Here is a 20,549-nt window from a genome sequence, read left to right on the forward strand (position 1 = left end):
GGGGGGTGGGGGGCCGGTCAGGCCCGCTTGCCGAAACGGGGGATCATGCGCAGCAACACGTCGTCGCGCAGCAGGAAATGGTGGCGCAAGGCGGCCAGGGCGTGGCCCGCCATCAGGGCGGCCAGCAGCCAGGCGGCCAGTTCGTGCGCCGTGGACACCACGCCGTTCACGCCCGCCTTGTCCTGAAGCTCCGCCAGGATGGGCATGTGGGGGAAAGGGATGACGCCATACAGCACGGTCGGGATGTTGAAGGCGGAGGTGGAGACGACGGCCCAGCCGGTCAGCGGCATGCCCAGCATCAGGACATACAGGCCGAAGTGCCCCAGATGGGCCACCGCCCTTTCCCAGACCGGCATGTGGACCGGCAGGGGCGGCGGCCGGTGGGACAGGCGCCAGACCACCCGGAACAGGGTCAGGGCCAGCACGGTGATGCCCACCGATTTGTGCAACTGGAACAGCTTGAACTGATCGGGGGAGCCGGGCGGCAGCGACGTCATCGTCCAGCCCATGGCCAGCAGGGCCAGGATGGCGATGACGGTCAGCCAATGAACCAGCATGGCCACGCCGTTGTAACGCGCTGAGGTGGTCATGGGTCCAGGCTCCCCCTTCATTTCAGTCTTTAAGGCTTACTGGGCGCGGTCGAATTCAGCGCTGATCAGCAGTTCCACGTCGTCGGCCACGGCCGGGACATAGGTGCTGACGCCGAATTCGGAACGCTTCACGACCGTCTTGGCGTCGAAGCCGATGACATAGGCCTTGGTCATCGGGTTGGTGCCGCCGCCGTGCAGGGTGGCGTCCAGGGTCACGGGCTTGGTCACGCCGTGCAGGGTCAGGTCACCGGTGATCTTGCCCTTGCCGGCACCCGTCACTTCGATCTTGGTCGCCTTGAAGGTGGCCTTGGGGAACTGGGCGGTGTCGAAGAAGTCCTTCGAATTCAGGTGCTCGTCCAACTTCGGGTTCATCGTCGCCAGGCCGGCGACGTTGATCTCCACGTCCAGCGTGCTCTTGGCCGGGGCCTTGGCGTCGAAGTCCAGCGTGCCCTTCAGGTCCGGGAAGGCGCCGTAGTAGGTGGAGAAGCCGAAGTGGGTGATGGCGAACACCACCTTGGCGTGGCTGCTGTCGATGGTGAAGTGGCCGCTTTCCAGCTTGGTCGCGTCGGTGCTGGCCTGGGCCAGCGCCAGGGACGGGGTGGCGGCGGCCAGCAGGGCGGCCAGCAGCAGGGCGGAAGTGCGCTTCATGGGACGGGATCCTTTGGATCGGTTGGGATGGAATGGGCAATGAGACGGGTGGAAGGGCCCCGGCATGCCCGTCAAAGGCGCCGTGGGCGGTACGAGCGATAATCTAAGTCGGTCCCCTTGGGCGCACAATCAAGCGCGCGAGGAATTAATTGTTCTGCCCGGCGCACCAATTGCCGGCCCCATGGGACGATTTTGCACGTAACGCGGGGGTTTTGCCCGTGGCCCAAAGGGGGTAGGGTCGGCGGGCCCGCCGGTTGGCGATGGCCCCCGGGGCGCGCGTTGGCGCCCGCAATCCTATCCAAGGAACGACCCCGCATGACGCAGAAACCCCCGCCCCCCATCGCCACTGTCGCCGCCCTGGCCTTGGCCAGCGCGCTGGCCGCCCTCACCGGGCCGGCCGCCGCCCATGAGGGCCCGGCGCCCAAGGGTATGGAGAAGTGCTACGGTATCGCCAAGGCGGGGGAGAATTCATGCGGGTCGGCCGCCGGCACGCACGGCTGCGGCGCGCTGTCCAAGGTGGACTATGACGGCCAGGAATTCAGCGACGTGAAGAAGGGCCAGTGCGTCGCCCTGGGCGGCAAGCTCAAGCCCTTCAAGGGTGTGGGCGGCCCGCCCAAGCCCACGGCCGACAAGGCCGGGCCGCACCAGGGCTGATACCCAGACGATGGACACCGCCGCCCCCACGCTTCAATCCCCGACGGCGGTGACCTTGCCCCGCCGGGCCGGCATCGGCCTGCGCGCACCACACGTGGCGGCGCTGCTGGCGGACGACCGGCCGCCGGTGGCGTGGGTGGAGGTGCACAGCGAAACCTATCTGGTGGCGGGCGGCCCCCGGCTGGCGGCGCTGGAGGCCATCCGCCGCGACCATCCCCTGTCCTGCCACGGCGTGGGCCTGTCCCTGGGTTCCGCCACCGGGCTGGACCGCGACCATCTGGCCGCCCTGCGCCGCCTGTACGACCGCCTGGCACCGGACCAGGTGTCCGACCACCTGGCCTGGGCCGGCACGGACGGGACCTATCTCAACGACCTGCTGCCCCTGCCGCTGACGGCGGAGACGCTGGAGGTGGTGGCCGCCAACGTCGCCCACGCCCAGGACGCGCTGGGCCGGCGCCTGCTGGTGGAAAACCCCTCCCTCTACATGCCGCTGACCCTGCCGGCCGGGGTGGCGGCGATACCGGAACCGCACTTCCTCGCGGAGCTTGTCGCCCGCACCGGCTGCGGCCTGCTGCTGGATGTCAACAACGTGGTGGTCTGCGCCCACAATCTGGGTTTCGACGCGGCCGCCTACCTGGCGGACTTCCCGCTGCACGCGGTGGGGGAAATCCATGTGGCCGGCCATCGGCGTGAGGCTTATCCCGCCTGGTCGGGCACGCCGGACGGCCTGGTGCTGATCGACGACCACGGCAGCGTGGTGTCGGACGCCGTCTGGGACCTGCTGGCCGGGGTGCTGGCCCGCACCGGTCCCCTGCCGGTGCTGGTGGAATGGGATCGCGACGTGCCGCCGCTGGACGTGCTGCTGGCCGAGGCGGCGAAGGCCGATGCCCTGCTGGGGGTCGCCCATGCTTGAGCGGTTCCAGGAACAGATGCGGCGCGCCCTGCTGTCGGCCGATGACGGCGCGGTCGACCTGGCGGCTGGCTCGCTGGCCCAGGCGCGCCTGAACATCTACCGCGCCAATGTCCAGCAGTCGCTGGTGGAGGCGCTGGCCGCCGCCTTCCCGGTGACGGTGCGCCTGATGGGCGTGCCGGCATTCCGCCGCGCGGCCTTGGCCCATGTGCGCCGCCAGCCGCCGGACCGGCCGCAGCTGTCGGCCTATGGCGGTGGCCTGCCCGGGTCCCTGGTGGCCGACCATCCCATGGCCGGCAACATGGCGCGGCTGGAATGGGCGGTGATGCAGGCCTATTTCGCCGCCGATGCCGTGCCCCTGACGGCGGAGGAGGTGGCGGCCTTCCCACCCGGCGACTACGCCGGCCTGTGCTTCACCCCCCACCCCGCCGCCCGCCTGGTGTGGCTGGACCACGCCGTGCTGGATTTGTGGCGGTCGGCCCAGGAGGACGAGGACGCCGACCTGTCCTGGACCGCGCACGGGGCGGAGGAGGTGCTGGTGCTGCGTCCCGGCGACGGCGTGCTGTGCGTGGCCCTGCCGCCGGGCGCCGCGGCCGCCATCCAGGCCCTGCTGGACGGCCGGCCCCTGGCGGACGCCGCCGCCGCCGGCCTGGCGGTGGAGCCGGAACTGGATTTGCAGGAGATGCTGCGCATGCTGCTGGCCAACGGCGCCCTGGCGGGGGCGATGCTGTAGAGCAGAATCAAGCTGTTGCGAAGCCGCGCCCACCCGACCCCGGGCAGGCGCGGCTCCAGCCAATGCTCCATACCAGCGGCACGAAATTTTAACTCATGCCGCTGGAGGCGGGCGACTGCCGGCCCCGGAGTGAGCACCGCAGGGCGGAACGAGGACAGCCAAGCCAGCGGATGCTGGCGCCCGGCGTTTGAGGGGGTCTTTGATCGGTCACGATCAAAGGCCACGCTTATCAGACCCGGACTTTCTGATTCAGCAGGATGGCGACGTCCGTCGCCCGTGAGTACTGGACGTAATCGACATAGATAAGGTTGACGATCTGGCCATGGCCGTTGGGGATGGTCAGCGACCGGAGTGAGAAGTCCAGGTTCCGGTTCGCTTCCTTGGAAAAGGCCCAGACGTCGGTGACCGGCGTCAGGGTCCAGGACAGCAGGAACATGTCGCAGACATGGTCCCCCGACTTGGTGCGGCCGGTATACTCGTTGAACTTCTTGAACTGGTCCGATTGCATGCCCGAAAACGACGTGGTGTCGGAATACTGGTCGAAGACGACCAGGTCGCCCTTGTCGGCGGTTTCGCTCTGCCAGTCCCGATAGACCCAGAAGCCGGGACGCTTGGTGTCCGTGTTCACCGGATAATCGCCGTCGCACAGCACCAGGACCCGGCCGCCGTTTGCGGTCAGGTCCGCCACCGTCTGGTCGCGCAAGGGGCCGGGCAAATCCTTGACCAGCCAGGGGCCCAGCTTCTCCTCCACCAGCTTGGTGAAGTTCTTATAGACGGTGTCATCGAAGGAATCGTAGTGGGAGATCTTGAGGATCACCAGCTCCTGATGCCCCTCCCTCATGAACTGCGCCGTGTCGTCCAGCACGCGGGCGAACAGCGGGCCCAGCACGATGCCGTGGGCGATATAGAAATCCCCCAGGAAAAGCTTGGGCCGCAGGTCGAAGTAACGCACGCCGTAGTTCATCTGGCCGTACAGGCTCAAATCCTGGGTGCGCCCGGCGAGGCCGCCGTCAAACATGCCGGCGTCGTGGGAGGCGGAGGTGACGACATCGCGCAGCCGCCGCTGGCCCACCGTCGATCGGTTGTCCCGCATCCAGTTGGCCCGGTCGACCAGCAGGCACACCGAACTCCACAGCGACCGGCCAGCCAGTTCCGCCCGGTGGACCTGGATGGCGCGGGTGCCGCTGGCGGCCACCGACATTTGCGCGCCGTTGTCGAACTGCGTGGCCCCGCCCGCCCATTCGATGCTGTCGCCGACGATGCGGCCGGTGCGCTGCCATACGCCGTTCAGGCTCTGGGATTCGTGCGCCTCGACCACCACGCCATCATCGGTCAGCGCCACCGCCGGCAGGGCGCCCGCGTCGTAGGATCGCGCCGGGCCCAGGCTCAGCGTCCCGTTGCGCAGGGTTCCCACGCTGTAATGCAGCCCGTCGCCGTTCGCGTCCCGGTACACCACCACGACCCCGCCGCGATTGTTCATCGCCACCTTGGGCTCACGACCATCGCCGAAATGGACGCTGGACCCGAAGGTGATGCCGCCGTTGGCGACCTTGCCCACCAGGTACCACAGGCCCGAATTGGACTGGGACTTGTGGACCTCCACCACCTCGCCACCGTCGTTGACGGCGACCGCCGGCTGGGCGCCGTCCTGGTACTTGTGACTGCCGCCCCATTCCAGGCCGTCCGCGTTGGCATAACCGACATGGTACCAGAGGGCGGAACTGAACGGGCTGTTGGTCTCATGCACCTCGATGGCGATGCCGTTGTTGTTGAGGGCGCAGACGGGGGGCTTGCCCTCGTCGAAATGCTTGGCGCCGCTCCAGATCACCGACAGGCCCTCGACCCGGCCCACGCGGGACCACAGGTCACTCGAGGCGCCCTCGGACTGATGAACCTCAATCACCAGGCCGTTGGCGTTCAGGGCCACCGACGGCTGAAAGCCGGTGTCGTACTGCAGCGATAAACCGAATTGAGCCTCGATCATGGCCACCTCCCATGGTTGTAGGATGGGCACAGCCTAGGCCAAGTTCGTCGCGCGATAAATTACCATTATGAGAATTTTTATGTGGAGCGCTTACCAAGAGTAGTTATCACCGTGCTCCGGTGCGTCGCGCGGCCAGGCGTCGGCTTGCGGTCAGCCAGACGCCGCCGGCCAGCGCCGACAACAGGGAGCCCGCGAACACGCCCACCTTGGCCTCACCCACCAGCCGGGGATCGGGGAAGGCGAGGGTGGCGATGAACAGGCTCATGGTGAAGCCGATGCCGCACAGCATGGCGACACCATAGAGCGCGCGCATGTCCACCCCGGTCGGCGGGCGCGCCAGTTTCAGCCGCAGGGCCAGCATGGTGAAGGTGAATACGCCCGCCTGCTTGCCCAGGAACAGGCCCAGGGCGATGCCCAGCGGCACGGGCGCCAGCAGATCGGCCCAGCCCAGTCCTTGGAAACTGACGCCGGCATTGGCGAAACCGAACAGCGGTAGGACACCGAAATAGATCAGGGGATGCAGCGTCCCCTCCAGCCGGTGCAGGGGCGACCCCCTCTCCGCCTCCGTATCGCCCAAGGGAATGGTGAGGGCCAGCAGCACGCCGGCCATGGTGGCATGCACCCCGGACCGCAGGACGGCCACCCACAGGACCAGCCCCACCAGCAGATAGGGCGCCAGCCGCCGCACGCCCAGCCGGTTCATGCCGGCCAGGACGGCCAGCGCCGCCGCTGCCAGTCCCAGGTCGGGCCAGGACAGGCCGCCGCTGTAGAACAGGGCGATGATCAGGATGGCGGCCAGGTCGTCGAAGATGGCCAGCGAGGACAGGAACAGGAAGGCGGACCGGGGCAGGCCGCGCCCGAAGGCGGACAGGGCGGCCAGCGCGAAGGCGATGTCCGTCGCGGCCGGCGTGGCCCAGCCGGTCAGGGCGTCGGCGTCGCCCCGGTTCAGGCCGATATAGATCAGCACCGGGGCCAGCACCCCGCCCAGGGCGGCGATGCCGGGCAGGGCCACCTGGCCCAGGGACGACAATTCGCCCCCCACCATCTCGCGTTTGATCTCCAGCCCGACCAGCAGGAAGAACAACGCCATCAGCAGGTCGTTGATCCATTGTTCCACCGACAGCGTGGCGTCGCCCACGCCGACGGCCGCGTGCAAGAGGTGGAAATAGTTCGTCGCCCAGGGGGAATTCGCGGCCGCCAGCCCCGCCAGCGAGGCCGCCAGCAGCAGGACCTCACCCCAATTGTCCAGGGGCAGGAAACGCTCCACCCGACCATGCAGGCGGCGGACCAGGCTTTTGATCATGGGGACTCAGGGCCGGTGGGAGAGGGGCGACCATCCTACCGGTCGGCGGCAGGGCGCGCCACCATGGGTGGCACGTATGCCTTAACCAGCGGCATGGTTTCATGCCGCTGTAGGCGCCGACCGGCGCCGCCGGACCTTTTCGGGGAGCCGAAGGCGGACTGAAAAGGGAGGAAGCCCAAGCCGGCGGATGCCGGCGCCCGGCGCTTGAGGGGGCGTTTGATCCATCATGATCAAACGCCGAAGGCATCAATGATGGCGCGCGTTCAGCACCGCGAAGCGCCAGGCCTTGAAGGCGCAATCCACGTCATTCAGGCCGGCCTCCGCCATCCACATCAGCTGTTCGCCCATGGTGGCGCAATGGTCCTGGCGCAGGCGGTCGCGGACGCGGGACAGTTCCACCGCCGGCACGCCCAAATCGCCGGCCTCCGCCTGCCACAGGCGATCATACTGGCTTTCCAGGTTCGCCGTGGGGCCCAGCACCTGCTCGGCGGAAATGAACAGCCCGCCGGGGGACAGCACCTGGGCGACGCGGCCGTACAGGTCGCGCTTGGCGCCATGCTCCAGCCGGTGGATGGCCAGGGTGGAGATCACCAGATCCCACGGGCCCTTCAGGTCGGCCTGTTCCAGTTCCGCCAGGGCGAAGCTGACGCGGGCGTCGCCGGCGAAACGCTTGCGGCTCTGCTCCAGCGCGGCCGGGGTCTCCTCGATCAGGTGCAGGTGGGCGTGGGGCAGGCGGCTGCGCACCAGCGAGGCGAATAGCCCGCCGCCGGATCCCAGATCCAGCACGCGCGGCCGGGTGGGGGCGGTCCAGTCATCGATCAGGGTCAGGGCCGCACCGTAGAAGGCGTCGAAGCAGGGGATCAGGCTCCGTTGCAGCGCATCATTGCGCGCGGTTTCCAAAGGGGTCCCACGGGCTGCCACGGGTGCCGCCATACTGCCGTCCTCCTACCGTTCACGCGCCCGACGGGCGCTGGAAAATCAAGCTGCCGTTGGTTTTTCACCTGAACTGTAAAGGCCCTGTCACGAAAGCGTAGCGCATCCTTGGCCGATACCATAGGGGATCAAGGGTTAAGGAATCCTTGGGATCCCCGTGGTTTGCGCCGCAACATTTCAGCCGTGTAAAAACGCCGCAAAACCAGGGGCTTGATATATCGAGAAAGTGCGATATATCGAAGCGTCCCTTAACGTCACCCACGCAAGGTCACATCCATGGATACCCTGACCCCGGCGCAAAGCCCCTCTTCAGGCCCGACTCCGGACACTCATCAGGTCAACGCGACCGTCGCCCCCTTGTTCCAGCCCTTCCCCTTTGGTCGGCACGTCCTGGCCAACCGGGTGGTGATGGCGCCCATGACCCGGAACAAGTCGCCGGGCGGCGTGCCGGGCGCCGACGTGGTCGAATATTACCGCCGCCGGGTGCAGGGCGGTGTCGGCCTGCTGATCACCGAGGGTACCTACATCAACCACCCGGGTGCCAACGGTTATCCACAGGTCCCGGCTTTTTATGGTCAGGCGCTGGCCGGCTGGCAGAAGGTGGTGGACGCGGTGCACGCCGAGGGCGGACGCATCATCCCGCAGCTGTGGCATGTGGGCGTGGCCCGCCGCCCGGGCATCGAGCCCGACGCGACCGTGCCGGGCTATGGCCCCTCCGCGGTGGTGGAGAACGGGGTTGAGGTGGTGAAGGCCATGACCCAGGCCGACATCGACGCCGTCATCGCCGCCTTCGCCCAGGCCGCCGCCGATGCCGAACGGCTGGGCTTCGACGGTGCCGAACTGCACGGCGCCCACGGTTACCTGCTGGACGATTTCTTCTGGTCGGTCACCAACCAGCGCACCGACCAGTACGGCGGCAGCCTGGAAAACCGCATCCGCTTCGCGGTGGAGATCGTGCGCGCCGTGCGCGCGGCGGTCAGCCCGGACTTCCCCATCGTCTTCCGCTTCTCCCAATGGAAGGGCGTGGACTACAAGGCCCGCATCGCCGAGACGGCGGACGAGTTGGCCCGCATCCTGCTGCCCCTGGCCGAGGCCGGCGTGGACGTCTTCCACGTCAGCACCCGGCGCTATTGGGAACCGGCGTTCGACGGCGCGGACGAGACGCTGGCCGCCTTGACCCGGCGCCTGACGGGCAAGCCGGTCATCGCCGTGGGCAGTGTCGGCCTGGATGATGCCTTCAAGGTCGGCATGTTCGCCAGCCGCGACGCCTTCCACGTCCGCCCCACCGACGTGGCCGAGGCGGCGCAGGCCCTGGCGCGCGGTGATTTCGACCTGCTGGGCGTGGGCCGGGTCTTGCTCAGCGATCCCGATTGGGCCATCAAGGTCCGCGACGGCCGCGTGGACGAGGTGACGCCCTTCGACCGCGCGTCCCTGGACCGGCTGGTGGTCTGACGGCTTTATAGGCCGATACCGGGGGGCGGGGACGCCTTCGCCCCCCGGTTGTCACCAACGGCCTCGTGCCGCTGTAGGATGCGACCGCATCCGCCGCAGATTTCCGGGAAGCCGAAGGCGGACTGGAAATCGAGGATAAGCCAAGGCGGACGGATGTCCGCCGCCCGGCGTTTGAGGGGGCGTTTGATTAAGTGAGGTATGGCGCTGCCATGGACGTGGAAGAAATCCTGAAGGCCCTGGCCAACCCGGTGCGCCGCGACATCCTGATGTGGCTGAAGGACCCCGCCGCCCATTTCGCGCCGCAGCCCGAAGGCTATCCGCTGGAGCGGGGCGTGTGCGTCTCCCGCATCCTGGACAAGGCCAGGCTGTCGCAATCCACCGTCTCCACCTACCTCGCCATGCTGCACCGCGCCGGCCTGCTGACGTCCGAGCGCGTGGGCCAGTGGACCTACTATCGCCGGAACGAGCCGACGATCGACGCCTTCATGGCCACCTTCGGCAAGCAGTTGTGCCAGATGATGAGCAAGCGGGACGACTACGTGCCCGACGGGCGCTGACCGCTCAGCGGTGCAGCCAGAGCTGGGAGTAGAGGTACAGCGCGCCCACCCACGCCAGCACCATGGTCACCGCGTGATAGGCCACCAGGCGGGGAAACTTGCGCGCCGACAGCAGGATCAGCACCGGCACGCACCCCACCGCCAGGGGCAGCAGCAGGAAGGCCATGCCGGGTGCCGCCGCATCCGACGCGGTGTCGTTGGCCGCCACCACCGTCAGGAACAGCGCCGGGAAGATGGCCCAGCACCCGGCGACGATCAGCAGCGGGCCCAATACCCACAGGACGATCCTGGCGATTTTGTCGAGGCGGTTCATGGGATGGGCCGGCGGTTGGTAAGGGCGAGGCGCCCTCTATGGCACCAAACGCCGCCTCTGGGGAAGGGGCCACCAGGTGGATTTTCTCTTAGAGACTGTTTCGAAAGTCGGTCAACTGGCCGGAAACGTTGATTCGCATCAACGGCTTGCCAGCCTCATTTGCCAGATGAGAAACCTTGAGTGCTGGTGATACGATAGTGATATTCAACTCAAGGGTGACGCCATGGCGCATCGTGAAGAGACTTATCGCGGTTATGTGATCAGTTGGGTCGAGCCTCGACCAATGACCGGCAATTACCAGGTCTCAGTCGCTTCAAATGACCTTAGGTTGCTTGGCCGCCTCAGAGTCCGTTTTGGAAATCAGGGATGAGCGTTTCGTGGTAGCAGATTGCCGCCCATGGCGACGTAGATCATGGCCTGTGAGACATCGGTTCGCCGTTCATAATCACGAACGAGACGTCGCCAACGGATCATCCAGCCGAAGATGCGCTCGACAACCCAGCGGCGGGGCAGCACCCGGAATCCTTTCTGATCATCGCACCGGCGTATGACCTCGACGACGAAATCCAGGTAAGCGGCTTTGTTCATCAGCTTCATGCGATCATAGGCGCCATCGGCGAACAGGTGTTTCACCCAAGGCCAGCGTTTGCGGATCGCCTCCAGGATCGCCTGTGCGCCGGCGCTGTCGGAGATATCGGCTGGTGTCAGCTTGACCATCAGCAGGCGCCCATCGGTATCGACGGCGATGTGCCGCTTGCGACCAACGACTGTCTTGCCCGCGTCGTAACCCCTTGTTTCCGCATGCGGTGCTTTGACTGATTGGCTGTCAATCACCCCGGCCGTGGGGCTCGCTTCCCGACCCGCCCGCTCCCGATCAACCATCAGCGCGACATCGTGGATGGTCTGGAACAGAAACCGGCGCGCCAATTCGCGGAACCAACCGTAGACCGTCTGCCAGGGGCCGGAATTGGTCGGCAACATCCGCCACCCGCAACCCGACCGGACAACATAGCGAACCGCGTTGATCACTTCCCGAAAGTCAACCTCGCGCGGCCGGCCGCGGCGGCCTGGTTTCGGCATCAGTGGCGCGATCCGCTCCCACTCCTCGTCCGTCAGGTCAGACGGATAGCGCTTCGTCTTTTTGGCGATTTCGGTCATCCGACCACGGCTCTGCTTCGTCCACATCGACAGCTTGAATCATGACATCGCCGACACCGCAAGGGCCTATGCTATTTTCCAAACAGCCTCTCAGTTCTACTATGTCATAAATATAGCGATTAAATGAGGTGAAGAGTATAAGAGAGATTCATGTTCTGTTCGAGGGCTGGCATGGGTCTTTCTTCAGAGGGAAGCGGCGTCGAAGGCCGGTTTGCGACCTATGTCGAGCATTTGGCCTCCGCGTTGGGGCATGCGGATCGGGTGGCTCCATTCCGGGGCTACTGCACCGGGCTGGTGCTACCAGGCGACCGGAAGAGCGTGGAGCCGATGGCGGCACGGGTGGAGCCGGGCCGGGTTGGGGCGGCGCACCAGTCCCTGCATCACTTTGTCGCCAAGGCGGCCTGGGATGATACGGCGGTGCTGAGCGCGGTGCGCGACCTGGTGTTGCCGGCGCTGCAAGCCCATGGTGTAAATGGCGAAGTGATTTTCCCCAGAAGTGGCGACTTAAAAATCCCCAAATGGTTTGGTTGGCTAATTGATTGGGTGGGTGTCGTCGGGCCTCACTTCCGGCGGTCTTCCGCGTTTCCGAATGGCTTGGAGCGGCGCGGTATCGGGTCTTCGCCGGACGTTTTCGGGGATGAGGTCGGCGTGCTGGCGTAGCCTGTAGCTGGCGCCCTCGATCTGCACGACGATGGCGTGGTGGAGAAGGCGATCGAGGAGAGCCGTGGCGACGACGGTGTCGCCGAAGACGTCGCCCCATTCGGCGAAGCCGCGGTTCGAGGTGAGGACCATGGCGCCCTTTTCGTATCGGGCGTTGACGAGCTGGAAGAAGAGGTTGCCGCCGCCGGGGACGACGGGGAGGTAGCCGATCTCATCGACGATGAGGAGTTGGGGGCGGCAGAGGAAGCGCAGGCGTTCGCGCAAGGTGCCCTCGCGTTCGGCCTTGGCCAGGGAAGCGATGAGGTCGGCCAGGGTGGTGAAGTAGACGGAGCGTCCCGCCTTGACGGCCTCCGCCCAGGGCCGTGGCGAGGTGGCTCTTGCCGGTGCCGGTCGAGGCAGCGGCATACTGCCCGATATCAGGGGCAGGACGCGACGATCCATTATCCGTTTCATCCGCGATGCGGTGAACGCGTAGGCATCATCCGGCGCCATTGCCTTGGCGGTAGCGTCATGCTGGTGGTCGAGCAACCGGACGGCACGCTGACCCATGTGCCGGAATGGATGACCGCCCCTGCAGCCCGTGACGCCGCCATCCGTGACGCTCCCCGCTTTCCCATGGAGGTATTGCAGGCTCTGCGTCTGACCGCTGACGCGGCCCTATCGTTGCTGTGTGAACGACGCAACGGAGGGCGGCATGAGGCATCGCGGAATGATGGTGCAGACGGATCTGTTCACGGCGACCCGGCCACTGGCAGCTCTTCCGCAGGAGGTTGCGCGCCGAGTCTTGCCGCTTCTGGAACAACTTTTGCTGGAAGTCCTGGCGAGCGAGGCCGTGACGCTGGAGGGGAACGATGAACAAGATCACCCCTGACCACCTGGCCCGTCGCGCCTACATCTACGTCCGTCAATCCAGTGCCGACCAGCTCCTGCACAACCATGAGAGCCGACGGCGCCAATACGGACTGGCGGATCGTGCCCGCCAACTCGGTTGGACGGATGTGGTGGTGATTGACGATGACCTCGGGCGATCAGGTGGTGGCATCGCGCGTCCCGGGTTCGAGCGGCTGCTGGGGGCGATCTGCGAAGGGCGGGTCGGCATTGTCCTGGCGATCGAAGCGTCGCGGCTCGCCCGCAACGGCCGGGACTGGCACACGCTGTTGGAGTTCTGCGGCCTCGTTGACTGCCTGCTGGCGGACGAGGACGGGGTCTACGACGCGCGGCTTCCGAACGACCGTCTCGTCTTGGGCATGAAGGGCACCATGAGCGAGATGGAGCTTTCCATCCTGCGCCAGCGATCGCTGGAAGCTCTGCGGCAGAAGGCCCGCCGGGGCGAGCTGTTTTTGACCGTGGCGGTCGGCTACGTCAAAACCCGCCATGACCGGATCGCCCTGAATCCGGACCAACGGGTGCGCGAGGCGCTCGCCTTGGTGTTTCGCAAGTTCGCCGAGTTCCAGAGTATCCGGCAGGTCCACCTCTGGCTTCGTCAGGAGCAGATCAGGCTACCGGCTGTCGAACAGACCGCCGACGGCCCCCGCATCGCGTGGAAGCTGCCTGTCTACAACACCATCCACCATCTGCTGACCAATCCCGTCTATGGCGGCGCCTACGTGTTTGGTCGGACCGGCAGCCGGGTCAGCGTGCGGGATGGGCGCAAACATGTCGTGCGCGGCTTCCGTCGCGCCCAGTCGGAATGGGAGGTGTTGATCCCCGAGCATCACGAGGGCTACATCTCGTGGGCGGAGTTCGGAAGGAACCAGGCACTGATCGCCGATAACGCCAACGGCAAAGGGCTTATGGCCCGCGGTTCGGTGCGCCGCGGTGACGCGCTGTTGGCTGGGCTGCTGCGCTGCGGGCACTGTGGTCGACGACTGCACGTCTCCTACAGCGGCACGGGCGGCTATTGTGTGCGTTACAACTGCCGTGGCGCACACATCAATCATGGAAGCGAACGCTGCATCTCGTTTGGCGGCTTGCGGGTCGATGGTGCCGTTGCGACAGAGGTCCTCAGGTTTCTGGCCCCATTGGGCATCGAGGCGGCCTTGCAGGCGATCGAAGCCCGCGAGGCCGAGGGGTCCGAGGCGCGCCGACAGACGGAACTCGCTTTGACCCAGGCCCGCTATGAGGCCGAGTTGGCACGCCGCCAGTATGATGCGGTTGATCCCGGCAACCGTCTCGTGGCGGCCGAGCTTGAGCGTCGGTGGAATGACCGGCTGGTAGAGGTCCACCGGCTGGAGGAACGCATAGGGGCGTTTGACGCCAACCCACGGGCCAGTTTCAAGGCCCAGGACCGTGCCCGCCTGATGGCGCTGGGCGCCGACATCCATACGCTCTGGCATCATGCTGGCGCGACGGCGGAGACGCGCAAGCGTATCCTGCGCACGGTCATCATCGAGATTGTCGCGAGGGTCGCCGCCGACACGATCCACCTCACCATTCACTGGCAGGGAGGCGATCACACCAGTCTGACCGTGCCGAAGAACCAAACCGGCAAACACCGTTGGCGAACCGACGCCGACACCGGTGACCTCATTCGGACCCTGGCACGGCAGCAGCCGGACGGGGGTATCGCCGCGATCCTGAACCGGGCCGGTAAACGTACCGGCAAGGGTAATAGTTGGACCGAAGCGCGGGTGCGCAGCTTCCGCAGCGCCCATGGCATAGCCGTCTACAGGGAGGGCGAGATCGCTGAACGAGGGGAACTGACCTTGGAGGAAGCGGCCACACGCCTACAGGTCAGCAAGATGACGGTGTTGCGTCTGATCGCCGGTGGTGCCATCCAGGCAAACCAGGCGTGTAAGGGAGCGCCTTGGGCGATTCCTGAAGCCCAGCTATCCGGGCTCAATCCGGCTTACCGTCCGGTAACAAAAAATCCGGATCAGAAGACCTTTGATTTCCAATAACGTAGCGAGGTGGGCATCATGACGCGAGAGCGGGCTGGCCCAAGAGGTGGAGGACTTCGTGCCGGTCGATGAAGTCCAGTTGGGCCAGGGCCAGGATACGGTCCCTGTCGAGGGAAGGCTGGAAGGCGAAGTCGAAGCCCGCCAGCGTCTTGACGGTGAGGAGGCGGCCCATCTGGAGGGCTGCCTTGACACGGCGTGCTTCCCGGAGCGCCAGTTCCTCGCCGAGCAGGGCGTCGATGGCCTCCAGGGTGGAGAGGGTGCCGCGCTCAGCCTGGCGCAGGACGTGGTCCAGCGTTTCCAGGGCGCGCGGCATCTTCAGGCCCACCAGGTGGCGCCGGATGCTGTCGAGGGTGGCGGTCATGGCGCGACCTCGCGCTGGATGTCGCCTTGGGCGAGCTGGCGGCCAACGGCGTCGTAGATGGCCAGGTCGCGCGGCGTAACGATCTCGCCGGGCCGCCGTGGCGGCGGCGCCTGGGGGGCGCATTGCCGGGGTGTCGTGCTGTTGACAGGCGGCGGCAGGACACGATGCCCGGCGATCAGGTGCCGGTGTCCACGTCCCTCCAGCACAGGATGGACGGCGATCCGGCGGCCATCCTCCAGGATGTGTACCTGGTCGGCGGTGAGTTGCACTTCGACGGCGCGGCGCCGGGTGCTATCGGGCACGGAATAGAGGTTGCCGCCAACGGATACCATACCGTCCTTGGTGATGCGGCGTTCCAGGGACAGGACGGTGGCATAGGGCATCGGGGGGATGGGCTTGAGGTGGGGCCGCTCCTCGGCGAAGTGCTCGATGACGATGCGCTGGGTGGTGGCGTGGCGGCGGATGTTGGCGACCTGGTCCAGCCATTGGCGCAGTTGGCCGTTCAGGTCGTCGAGGTTGCGGAAGGTGCGACCCAGGAAGAAGTCCTGGCGGATGTAGCGGAAGGGCCGCTCGACCTTGCCCTTGGTTTTGGGGCGGTAAGGTTTACAGGCCTTGGGCAGGAAGCCGTAATGGGCAGCCAGCTCCAGCAGGCGGGCGTTGTAGGCGATGCCGCCATCGGCGCCGTCATCGCCCGCCGCCTCGCCCAGCACGGCGGTCTTCATGCGGTCGTAGAGGATGCGGGCGGGCACGCCGCCCAGGGCCTGGAAGACGGCGATATGGCACCTCAGCACGGTGGCCAGGTCCTGGCGCGCGACGAAGCGTGCCCACAGCATGCGGCTGTGGCCCAGCACCAGGGAGAACAGCCACACCACCCGTTCCACGCCGGGCTCATCGGTGAAGCTGGCCTTGAAGTGGGCGAAGTCCACCTGGGCCTGATGCCCCGGCGGCGTCTCGAACCGCTGCTCATAGCCCTTGGCCGCCGCCGGTCGCACGGTGCGCAGGAAGTCCTTCACTGCCGTGTAGCCGCCGGAATAGCCCAGGGCCTGGATCTCCCGCAGCAGACGGCGGGCGCTCAGCCCGGGCACCGCGATCACCCGCTGGCGCAGGTAGGCCTCATAGGGCCCGACCACCGTGGGCTTGGACGGCCGGGGCGTATAGCGGGGCGGCTCCAGCCCCTGGGCGATGTAGCGACGGACAGTCTTGCGGTCCAGGCCGGTCTGCCGGGCAATGGCGGAGACGGTCAGCCCTTCACGGGCAAGTTCCAGGATCATGACGAGTTCCCCAAGTGTGACCACCAGTCCCCTCCCTCGCTCCTGCGAGGACAGTCTGGGTGACCAGCGGCCGCGAGGTCCCGGGGGGCATGCCCCCCGGGACCTCGCCGGTCAACGAAACTGGGGAAAATTCAGGCGCCACTTCTGGGGAGTATTCATTCGCCACTGACACATGGACCGATCCGGGCCTGGATCATCGACGACACCGGCATGCCCAAGAAGGGCCGCCATTCCGTTGGCGTGGCCCGGCAATATTGCGGCCAACTGGGCAAGCAGGACAATTGCCAGGTCGCCGTCTCGCTGTCGCTGGCCTCCGACCACGCCAGCCTTCCCCTCGCCTTCCAACTCTATCTGCCCGACCCCTGGGCCAACGACCCAGCGCTACGGACCAAGGCCGGCGTCCCCGAAACGGTCGCCTTTCAGACCAAGCCGGCCATCGCCCTGGACCAGGTGCGTGCCGCTGTAGCGGCGGGTCTGCCCGCCGGCGTGGTGCTCATGGATGCTGGCTACGGCAACGACACCGCTCTGCGGGACGGGATCAGCGCGTTGGGCCTCGCCTATGTCGCTGGCGTCCACTCCAACATCACCGTCTGGCCGCCCGGTGTGGCGCCCTTGCCACCCAAGCCCTGGAGCGGCAAGGGGCGGCCGCCCTCACGCCTGCGTCGAAGCCCCGGACATGAACCGGTATCGGCGAAGGCACTGGCCACTGGCCACTGGCCTGGCATCGGAAGCGTGGCAGACCGTCACCTGGCGTGAAGGCACCAACGCCCCGCTGACATCCCGCTTCGCCGCCGTTCGTGTCCATCCCGCCCATCGCGACAATGAGCGCGCCGAATTACGCCCGGCGGAATGGCTGCTCATCGAATGGCCGGAGGGAGAAGAAGAACCCACCAAGTATTGGCTATCGACCTTGCCGGAGGCCACGGCACTGCCGTACTTGATCGACACCGCCAAGCTGCGCTGGCGCATTGAGCGCGACTACCTTGAACTCAAGCAGGAACTCGGCCTCGGCCACTATGAGGGCCGGGGATGGCGCGGATTCCACCACCACGCCACCCTTTGCATCGCCGCCTACGGATTCCTGCTCCGCGAACGGGCCGCGATTCCCCCCTCAGCTTCTGCTCAAACCAGGGGCATCAAGGCGCCTGACATTCCCGAAGGCTACAGACCAAGGGGCGCCGCCCCCACGGCCTGAGCGTCACGTCCCAACATCCATCGCCACAATGCGCATTACCATTGCAAGGGCTCTCGCCAGGACACTCCCGCGATGTCCTTGCTGTCAGCAATTGCGCATCTTGTGACACAGTAGAACTAGTTGCAATTTACCTGCAAACTTAATTTATGGCCGTAGATCATTTCCAATAAATCGACAACCCTTTTTTCATCTCCCAAATCATTATCAATTTTCCTTATAAAGGGCTTATCTCTATTGCGCGCCATCTCAGAAAGCTGATCAAAATCTAAAATAGATGGACTTGAAGCGCCAGAAACCCATTTAAATTGAGTAATATTTCCCTGAATGCAAAATTTAGAATAGTCGGAATTTAAAAGAATTGTTTGAAAATAAGATTCATCTGGAATGTTTGTTATCCGCAATCTTCTTTCTATTTCGGACCCCGCAGATCCTACAACAAAATTTACATGCTCTTTTGCCAAAATAGACCACTGAGATCCCTTAAAATATGGAAAATTAGGCCGCTGTACAGCATTGGTTTTAACCATGCCGCGCCCCAAATGCTCTACATATTCCCATTCCACACGCTCAGCCAGCCCTTCTAGCCATCTTGGGCACTCACCATCGGGTAATTGATGCCAGGACATAATGCTCTGACCATCTTGCACCCAGTCCCGGATTTTGTTCGGCGACCATAGAGGAAGATGAGTCCCAGATAAGATAATCCCATGTGACCAGGAGGTTTTCCCTTGAAGCGCCAACGACATCATATCAAGCGTAGCGTCAACTAAGCTCAACCCTCCCCATGAACATAGTCTAGTAGAAATAAGAGAAAAATTCTCTAATCCTTTGGTTGCTTCCCTCAAATCATCAAGCACTTTAGGGCAAGATCGCTTGTCGACATGCAATACAAATTGATCTTTAGGATTATATAAGGCCTTCAGTAGCCGTATTGTTTGCCGAACGCAGGAATGTGCTAGTATAAAATATGCGATCGATGTGGACATTTATTCTTTATCCCTTATTTTATTTGAATTCAGTATCAATGAATTTTAGAGAATGCGTCCATGCCTCATAAAATGATCTATTCTTCCCATAAATATTGTCGCGAAAAACATGTTCCTTCATCAACAAACATGAAAGGATGTGCGCATGCAGCCGGTCAGTTTTCAAATTCTTTCCCAATCCTACGATATGCATACCTAAGATCAGACGCCTCATCGATATGAGGTCAAAATAGGATGGGGCGCCAAATATCCTGGAAATATCAGATTGCTTTAGATCGAATTCATCTAGAAGATTTCTTGATATATATCCATAATAATAATTTTCTTCATTGCACCAATCAATTACCATATCCGGTTTATCAGATGCCCCGCCATCATCTATTCTCTCTTGGTCATCTCTAACAATATACAACATCTCAAAATGAGGATCGAGCAGCGGGACGCGCTGGCAAATATAAGTAATTAATGGCATTAAGAAAAATGCGCAATCAGGGGCAAGAAAAACCCGATCATCACTTGCAAAGTTGTGTGCGAGACTTCTGCTTCTTTTATCTCTTGTAAATATAAAGCAATTCTTGTGCGCCAAGAACTTTTGAGATGACAAATTCATCTTTTCAGGAGATGAGAAATGTATCGTTTGCGGCAATACAATTACTCTGTTATTTGGGTATTTTTCTAGTAGAATTTCCCTTGATACTTGAAAGTTCTGGTATATATCGCCAAAATTCCCCCCGCCCGACGTAACAATAGTCACATCCTGATTTAGGTTAGGCAGGCGACGAGATCGTACATCCCATGCTGTAAGTTCTGCAAGGCAGTGTTTCCCTAAGCTATTCATAGCCGCCTTTGCGCCTAACCAAATTAGATGATCTCCAGTATTTGTGTAATCGGGCCAGTCCACGAATATGTATTCTGGTCCCGAAATCAATTCAGCTAATTTCTCTCTGAATTGCGCGACATGATCAAATATCTCAAGCACGGCCATCACCCAGGTTAGAAGTCCATACCCTATCACAGCCGCTTGCGACATCGTCAAGCCCCACCCTAGCAGAGTGTCGGTGACAGATAATCTGACCGATCTCAGAGTCCGTTTTGGAAATCAGGGATGAGCGTTTCATGGTAGCAGATTGCCGCCCATGGCGACGTAGATCATGGCCTGTGAGACATCGGTTCGCCGTTCATAATCACGAACGAGACGTCGCCAACGGATCATCCAGCCGAAGATGCGCTCGACAACCCAGCGGCGGGGCAGCACCCGGAATCCTTTCTGATCATCGCACCGGCGTATGACCTCGACGACGAAATCCAGGTAAGCGGCTTTGTTCATCAGCTTCATGCGATCATAGGCGCCATCGGCGAACAGGTGTTTCACCCAAGGCCAGCGTTTGCGGATCGCCTCCAGGATCGCCTGTGCGCCGGCGCTGTCGGAGATATCGGCTGGTGTCAGCTTGACCATCAGCAGGCGCCCATCGGTATCGACGGCGATGTGCCGCTTGCGACCAACGACTGTCTTGCCCGCGTCGTAACCCCTTGTTTCCGCATGCGGTGCTTTGACTGATTGGCTGTCAATCACCCCGGCCGTGGGGCTCGCTTCCCGACCCGCCCGCTCCCGATCAACCATCAGCGCGACATCGTGAATGGTCTGGAACAGAAACCGGCGCGCCATTTCGCGGAACCAACCGTAGACCGTCTGCCAGGGGCCGAAATTGGTCGGCAACATCCGCCACCCGCAACCCGACCGGACAAGATAGCGAACCGCGTTGATCACTTCCCGAAAGTCAACCTCGCGCGGCCGGCCGCGGCGGCCTGGCTTCGGCATCAGTGACGCGATCCGCTCCCACTCCTCGTCCGTCAGGTCAGACGGATAGCGCTTCGTCTTCTTGGCGATTTCGGTCATCCGACCACGGCTCTGCTTCGTCCACATCAACAGCTTGAATCATG

At 63.8% G+C, this 20,549-nt stretch carries 20 protein-coding genes and 2 pseudogenes; 9 read left to right on the forward strand and 13 right to left on the reverse strand.

Going from position 1 to position 20,549, the window contains the following annotated elements:
* Positions 1 to 17: 17 nt before the first annotated feature.
* Both PW843_10380 and PW843_10385 read right to left on the reverse strand, forming a co-directional pair.
* Complete coding sequence (locus tag PW843_10380; protein ID MDE1147014.1) at positions 18 to 590, reverse strand: cytochrome b; 573 nt, start codon at positions 588 to 590, stop codon at positions 18 to 20.
* 36 nt (positions 591 to 626) lie between these two features.
* Entirely contained in the window at positions 627 to 1,238 is a 612-nt protein-coding gene (locus PW843_10385) for a YceI family protein (protein ID MDE1147015.1), read from the reverse strand.
* Between the two features lie 315 nt (positions 1,239 to 1,553).
* Here PW843_10385 and PW843_10390 point away from each other — a divergent pair, with 315 nt between their 5' ends.
* From PW843_10390 to PW843_10400, 3 genes are read left to right on the forward strand one after another with little or no spacing between them, the layout of a single operon-like run.
* Entirely contained in the window at positions 1,554 to 1,892 is a 339-nt protein-coding gene (locus tag PW843_10390) for a DUF2282 domain-containing protein (protein MDE1147016.1), read from the forward strand.
* Positions 1,893 to 1,902: 10 nt separating this feature from the next.
* Positions 1,903 to 2,805 carry a DUF692 domain-containing protein gene (locus PW843_10395; protein ID MDE1147017.1) on the forward strand — a complete coding sequence of 301 codons (903 nt, stop codon included), beginning with the start codon at positions 1,903 to 1,905 and terminating at the stop codon, positions 2,803 to 2,805.
* Positions 2,798 to 3,535 carry a DNA-binding domain-containing protein gene (locus PW843_10400; protein ID MDE1147018.1) on the forward strand — a complete coding sequence of 246 codons (738 nt, stop codon included), beginning with the start codon at positions 2,798 to 2,800 and terminating at the stop codon, positions 3,533 to 3,535. Before PW843_10395 ends, PW843_10400 begins: the two co-directional genes overlap by 8 nt.
* Positions 3,536 to 3,764: 229 nt before the next feature.
* Here PW843_10400 and PW843_10405 read toward each other — a convergent pair whose 3' ends face one another.
* From PW843_10405 to PW843_10415, 3 genes are all read right to left on the reverse strand, one after another.
* Positions 3,765 to 5,519 (reverse strand): hypothetical protein, encoded by a 1,755-nt coding sequence (locus tag PW843_10405; GenBank protein MDE1147019.1) that lies wholly within the window; start codon positions 5,517 to 5,519, stop codon positions 3,765 to 3,767.
* Positions 5,520 to 5,625: 106 nt separating this feature from the next.
* Positions 5,626 to 6,822 (reverse strand): Na+/H+ antiporter NhaA, encoded by a 1,197-nt coding sequence (nhaA, locus tag PW843_10410; GenBank protein MDE1147020.1) that lies wholly within the window; start codon positions 6,820 to 6,822, stop codon positions 5,626 to 5,628.
* 246 nt (positions 6,823 to 7,068) lie between these two features.
* On the reverse strand, positions 7,069 to 7,722 hold the full coding sequence (locus PW843_10415; protein ID MDE1147021.1) for a class I SAM-dependent methyltransferase: 654 nt from the start codon (positions 7,720 to 7,722) through the stop codon (positions 7,069 to 7,071).
* Between the two features lie 309 nt (positions 7,723 to 8,031).
* Between PW843_10415 and PW843_10420 the strand changes: the two genes are divergently transcribed.
* Both PW843_10420 and PW843_10425 read left to right on the forward strand, forming a co-directional pair.
* On the forward strand, positions 8,032 to 9,207 hold the full coding sequence (locus PW843_10420; protein MDE1147022.1) for an NADH:flavin oxidoreductase: 1,176 nt from the start codon (positions 8,032 to 8,034) through the stop codon (positions 9,205 to 9,207).
* A gap of 209 nt (positions 9,208 to 9,416) precedes the next feature.
* A complete protein-coding gene (locus PW843_10425; GenBank protein MDE1147023.1) occupies positions 9,417 to 9,764 on the forward strand; it encodes a metalloregulator ArsR/SmtB family transcription factor in 348 nt (115 codons plus the stop codon).
* 4 nt (positions 9,765 to 9,768) lie between these two features.
* Here the strand turns inward: PW843_10425 and PW843_10430 are convergent, their stop codons facing one another.
* Both PW843_10430 and PW843_10435 read right to left on the reverse strand, forming a co-directional pair.
* Positions 9,769 to 10,077, reverse strand: coding sequence for a hypothetical protein (locus PW843_10430; protein MDE1147024.1), 309 nt, complete (start codon positions 10,075 to 10,077; stop codon positions 9,769 to 9,771).
* Positions 10,078 to 10,437: 360 nt separating this feature from the next.
* Complete coding sequence (locus tag PW843_10435; GenBank protein MDE1147025.1) at positions 10,438 to 11,262, reverse strand: IS5 family transposase; 825 nt, start codon at positions 11,260 to 11,262, stop codon at positions 10,438 to 10,440.
* A 144-nt stretch (positions 11,263 to 11,406) separates the two neighbouring features.
* Here PW843_10435 and PW843_10440 point away from each other — a divergent pair, with 144 nt between their 5' ends.
* Entirely contained in the window at positions 11,407 to 11,895 is a 489-nt protein-coding gene (locus tag PW843_10440; protein MDE1147026.1) for a transposase, read from the forward strand.
* A gap of 48 nt (positions 11,896 to 11,943) precedes the next feature.
* Here PW843_10440 and PW843_10445 read toward each other — a convergent pair.
* Positions 11,944 to 12,300, reverse strand: a pseudogene (locus PW843_10445) (ATP-binding protein).
* Between the two features lie 304 nt (positions 12,301 to 12,604).
* On the opposite strand from PW843_10445, the gene PW843_10450 reads away from it, so the two are divergent.
* Both PW843_10450 and PW843_10455 read left to right on the forward strand, forming a co-directional pair.
* Positions 12,605 to 12,766: a hypothetical protein gene (locus PW843_10450; GenBank protein ID MDE1147027.1), complete on the forward strand. Its 162-nt coding sequence runs from the start codon at positions 12,605 to 12,607 to the stop codon at positions 12,764 to 12,766.
* A complete protein-coding gene (locus tag PW843_10455) occupies positions 12,747 to 14,795 on the forward strand; it encodes a recombinase family protein (GenBank protein ID MDE1147028.1) in 2,049 nt (682 codons plus the stop codon). Before PW843_10450 ends, PW843_10455 begins: the two co-directional genes overlap by 20 nt.
* 16 nt (positions 14,796 to 14,811) lie before the next feature.
* Here PW843_10455 and PW843_10460 read toward each other — a convergent pair whose 3' ends face one another.
* Entirely contained in the window at positions 14,812 to 15,156 is a 345-nt protein-coding gene (locus PW843_10460; protein MDE1147029.1) for an ATP-binding protein, read from the reverse strand.
* Positions 15,153 to 16,451: an IS21 family transposase gene (gene istA, locus PW843_10465; GenBank protein MDE1147030.1), complete on the reverse strand. Its 1,299-nt coding sequence runs from the start codon at positions 16,449 to 16,451 to the stop codon at positions 15,153 to 15,155. Before istA ends, PW843_10460 begins: the two co-directional genes overlap by 4 nt.
* A gap of 150 nt (positions 16,452 to 16,601) precedes the next feature.
* Between istA and PW843_10470 the strand changes: the two are divergent.
* Positions 16,602 to 17,622 (forward strand): annotated as a pseudogene (locus PW843_10470) (IS701 family transposase).
* Between the two features lie 116 nt (positions 17,623 to 17,738).
* On the opposite strand, the gene PW843_10475 reads toward PW843_10470, so the two are convergent.
* The 3 genes from PW843_10475 to PW843_10485 all read right to left on the reverse strand — a co-directional run bounded on the left by PW843_10475 (position 17,739) and on the right by PW843_10485 (position 20,532).
* On the reverse strand, positions 17,739 to 18,608 hold the full coding sequence (locus tag PW843_10475) for a beta-1,6-N-acetylglucosaminyltransferase (GenBank protein MDE1147031.1): 870 nt from the start codon (positions 18,606 to 18,608) through the stop codon (positions 17,739 to 17,741).
* A 19-nt stretch (positions 18,609 to 18,627) separates the two neighbouring features.
* Entirely contained in the window at positions 18,628 to 19,638 is a 1,011-nt protein-coding gene (locus PW843_10480) for a polysaccharide pyruvyl transferase family protein (GenBank protein ID MDE1147032.1), read from the reverse strand.
* 84 nt (positions 19,639 to 19,722) lie between these two features.
* Entirely contained in the window at positions 19,723 to 20,532 is an 810-nt protein-coding gene (locus tag PW843_10485; protein MDE1147033.1) for an IS5 family transposase, read from the reverse strand.
* Positions 20,533 to 20,549: the final 17 nt, after the last annotated feature.

The organism is Azospirillaceae bacterium, from assembly GCA_028283825.1.
In the GTDB taxonomy this organism is placed as follows: Bacteria; Pseudomonadota; Alphaproteobacteria; order Azospirillales; family Azospirillaceae; genus Nitrospirillum.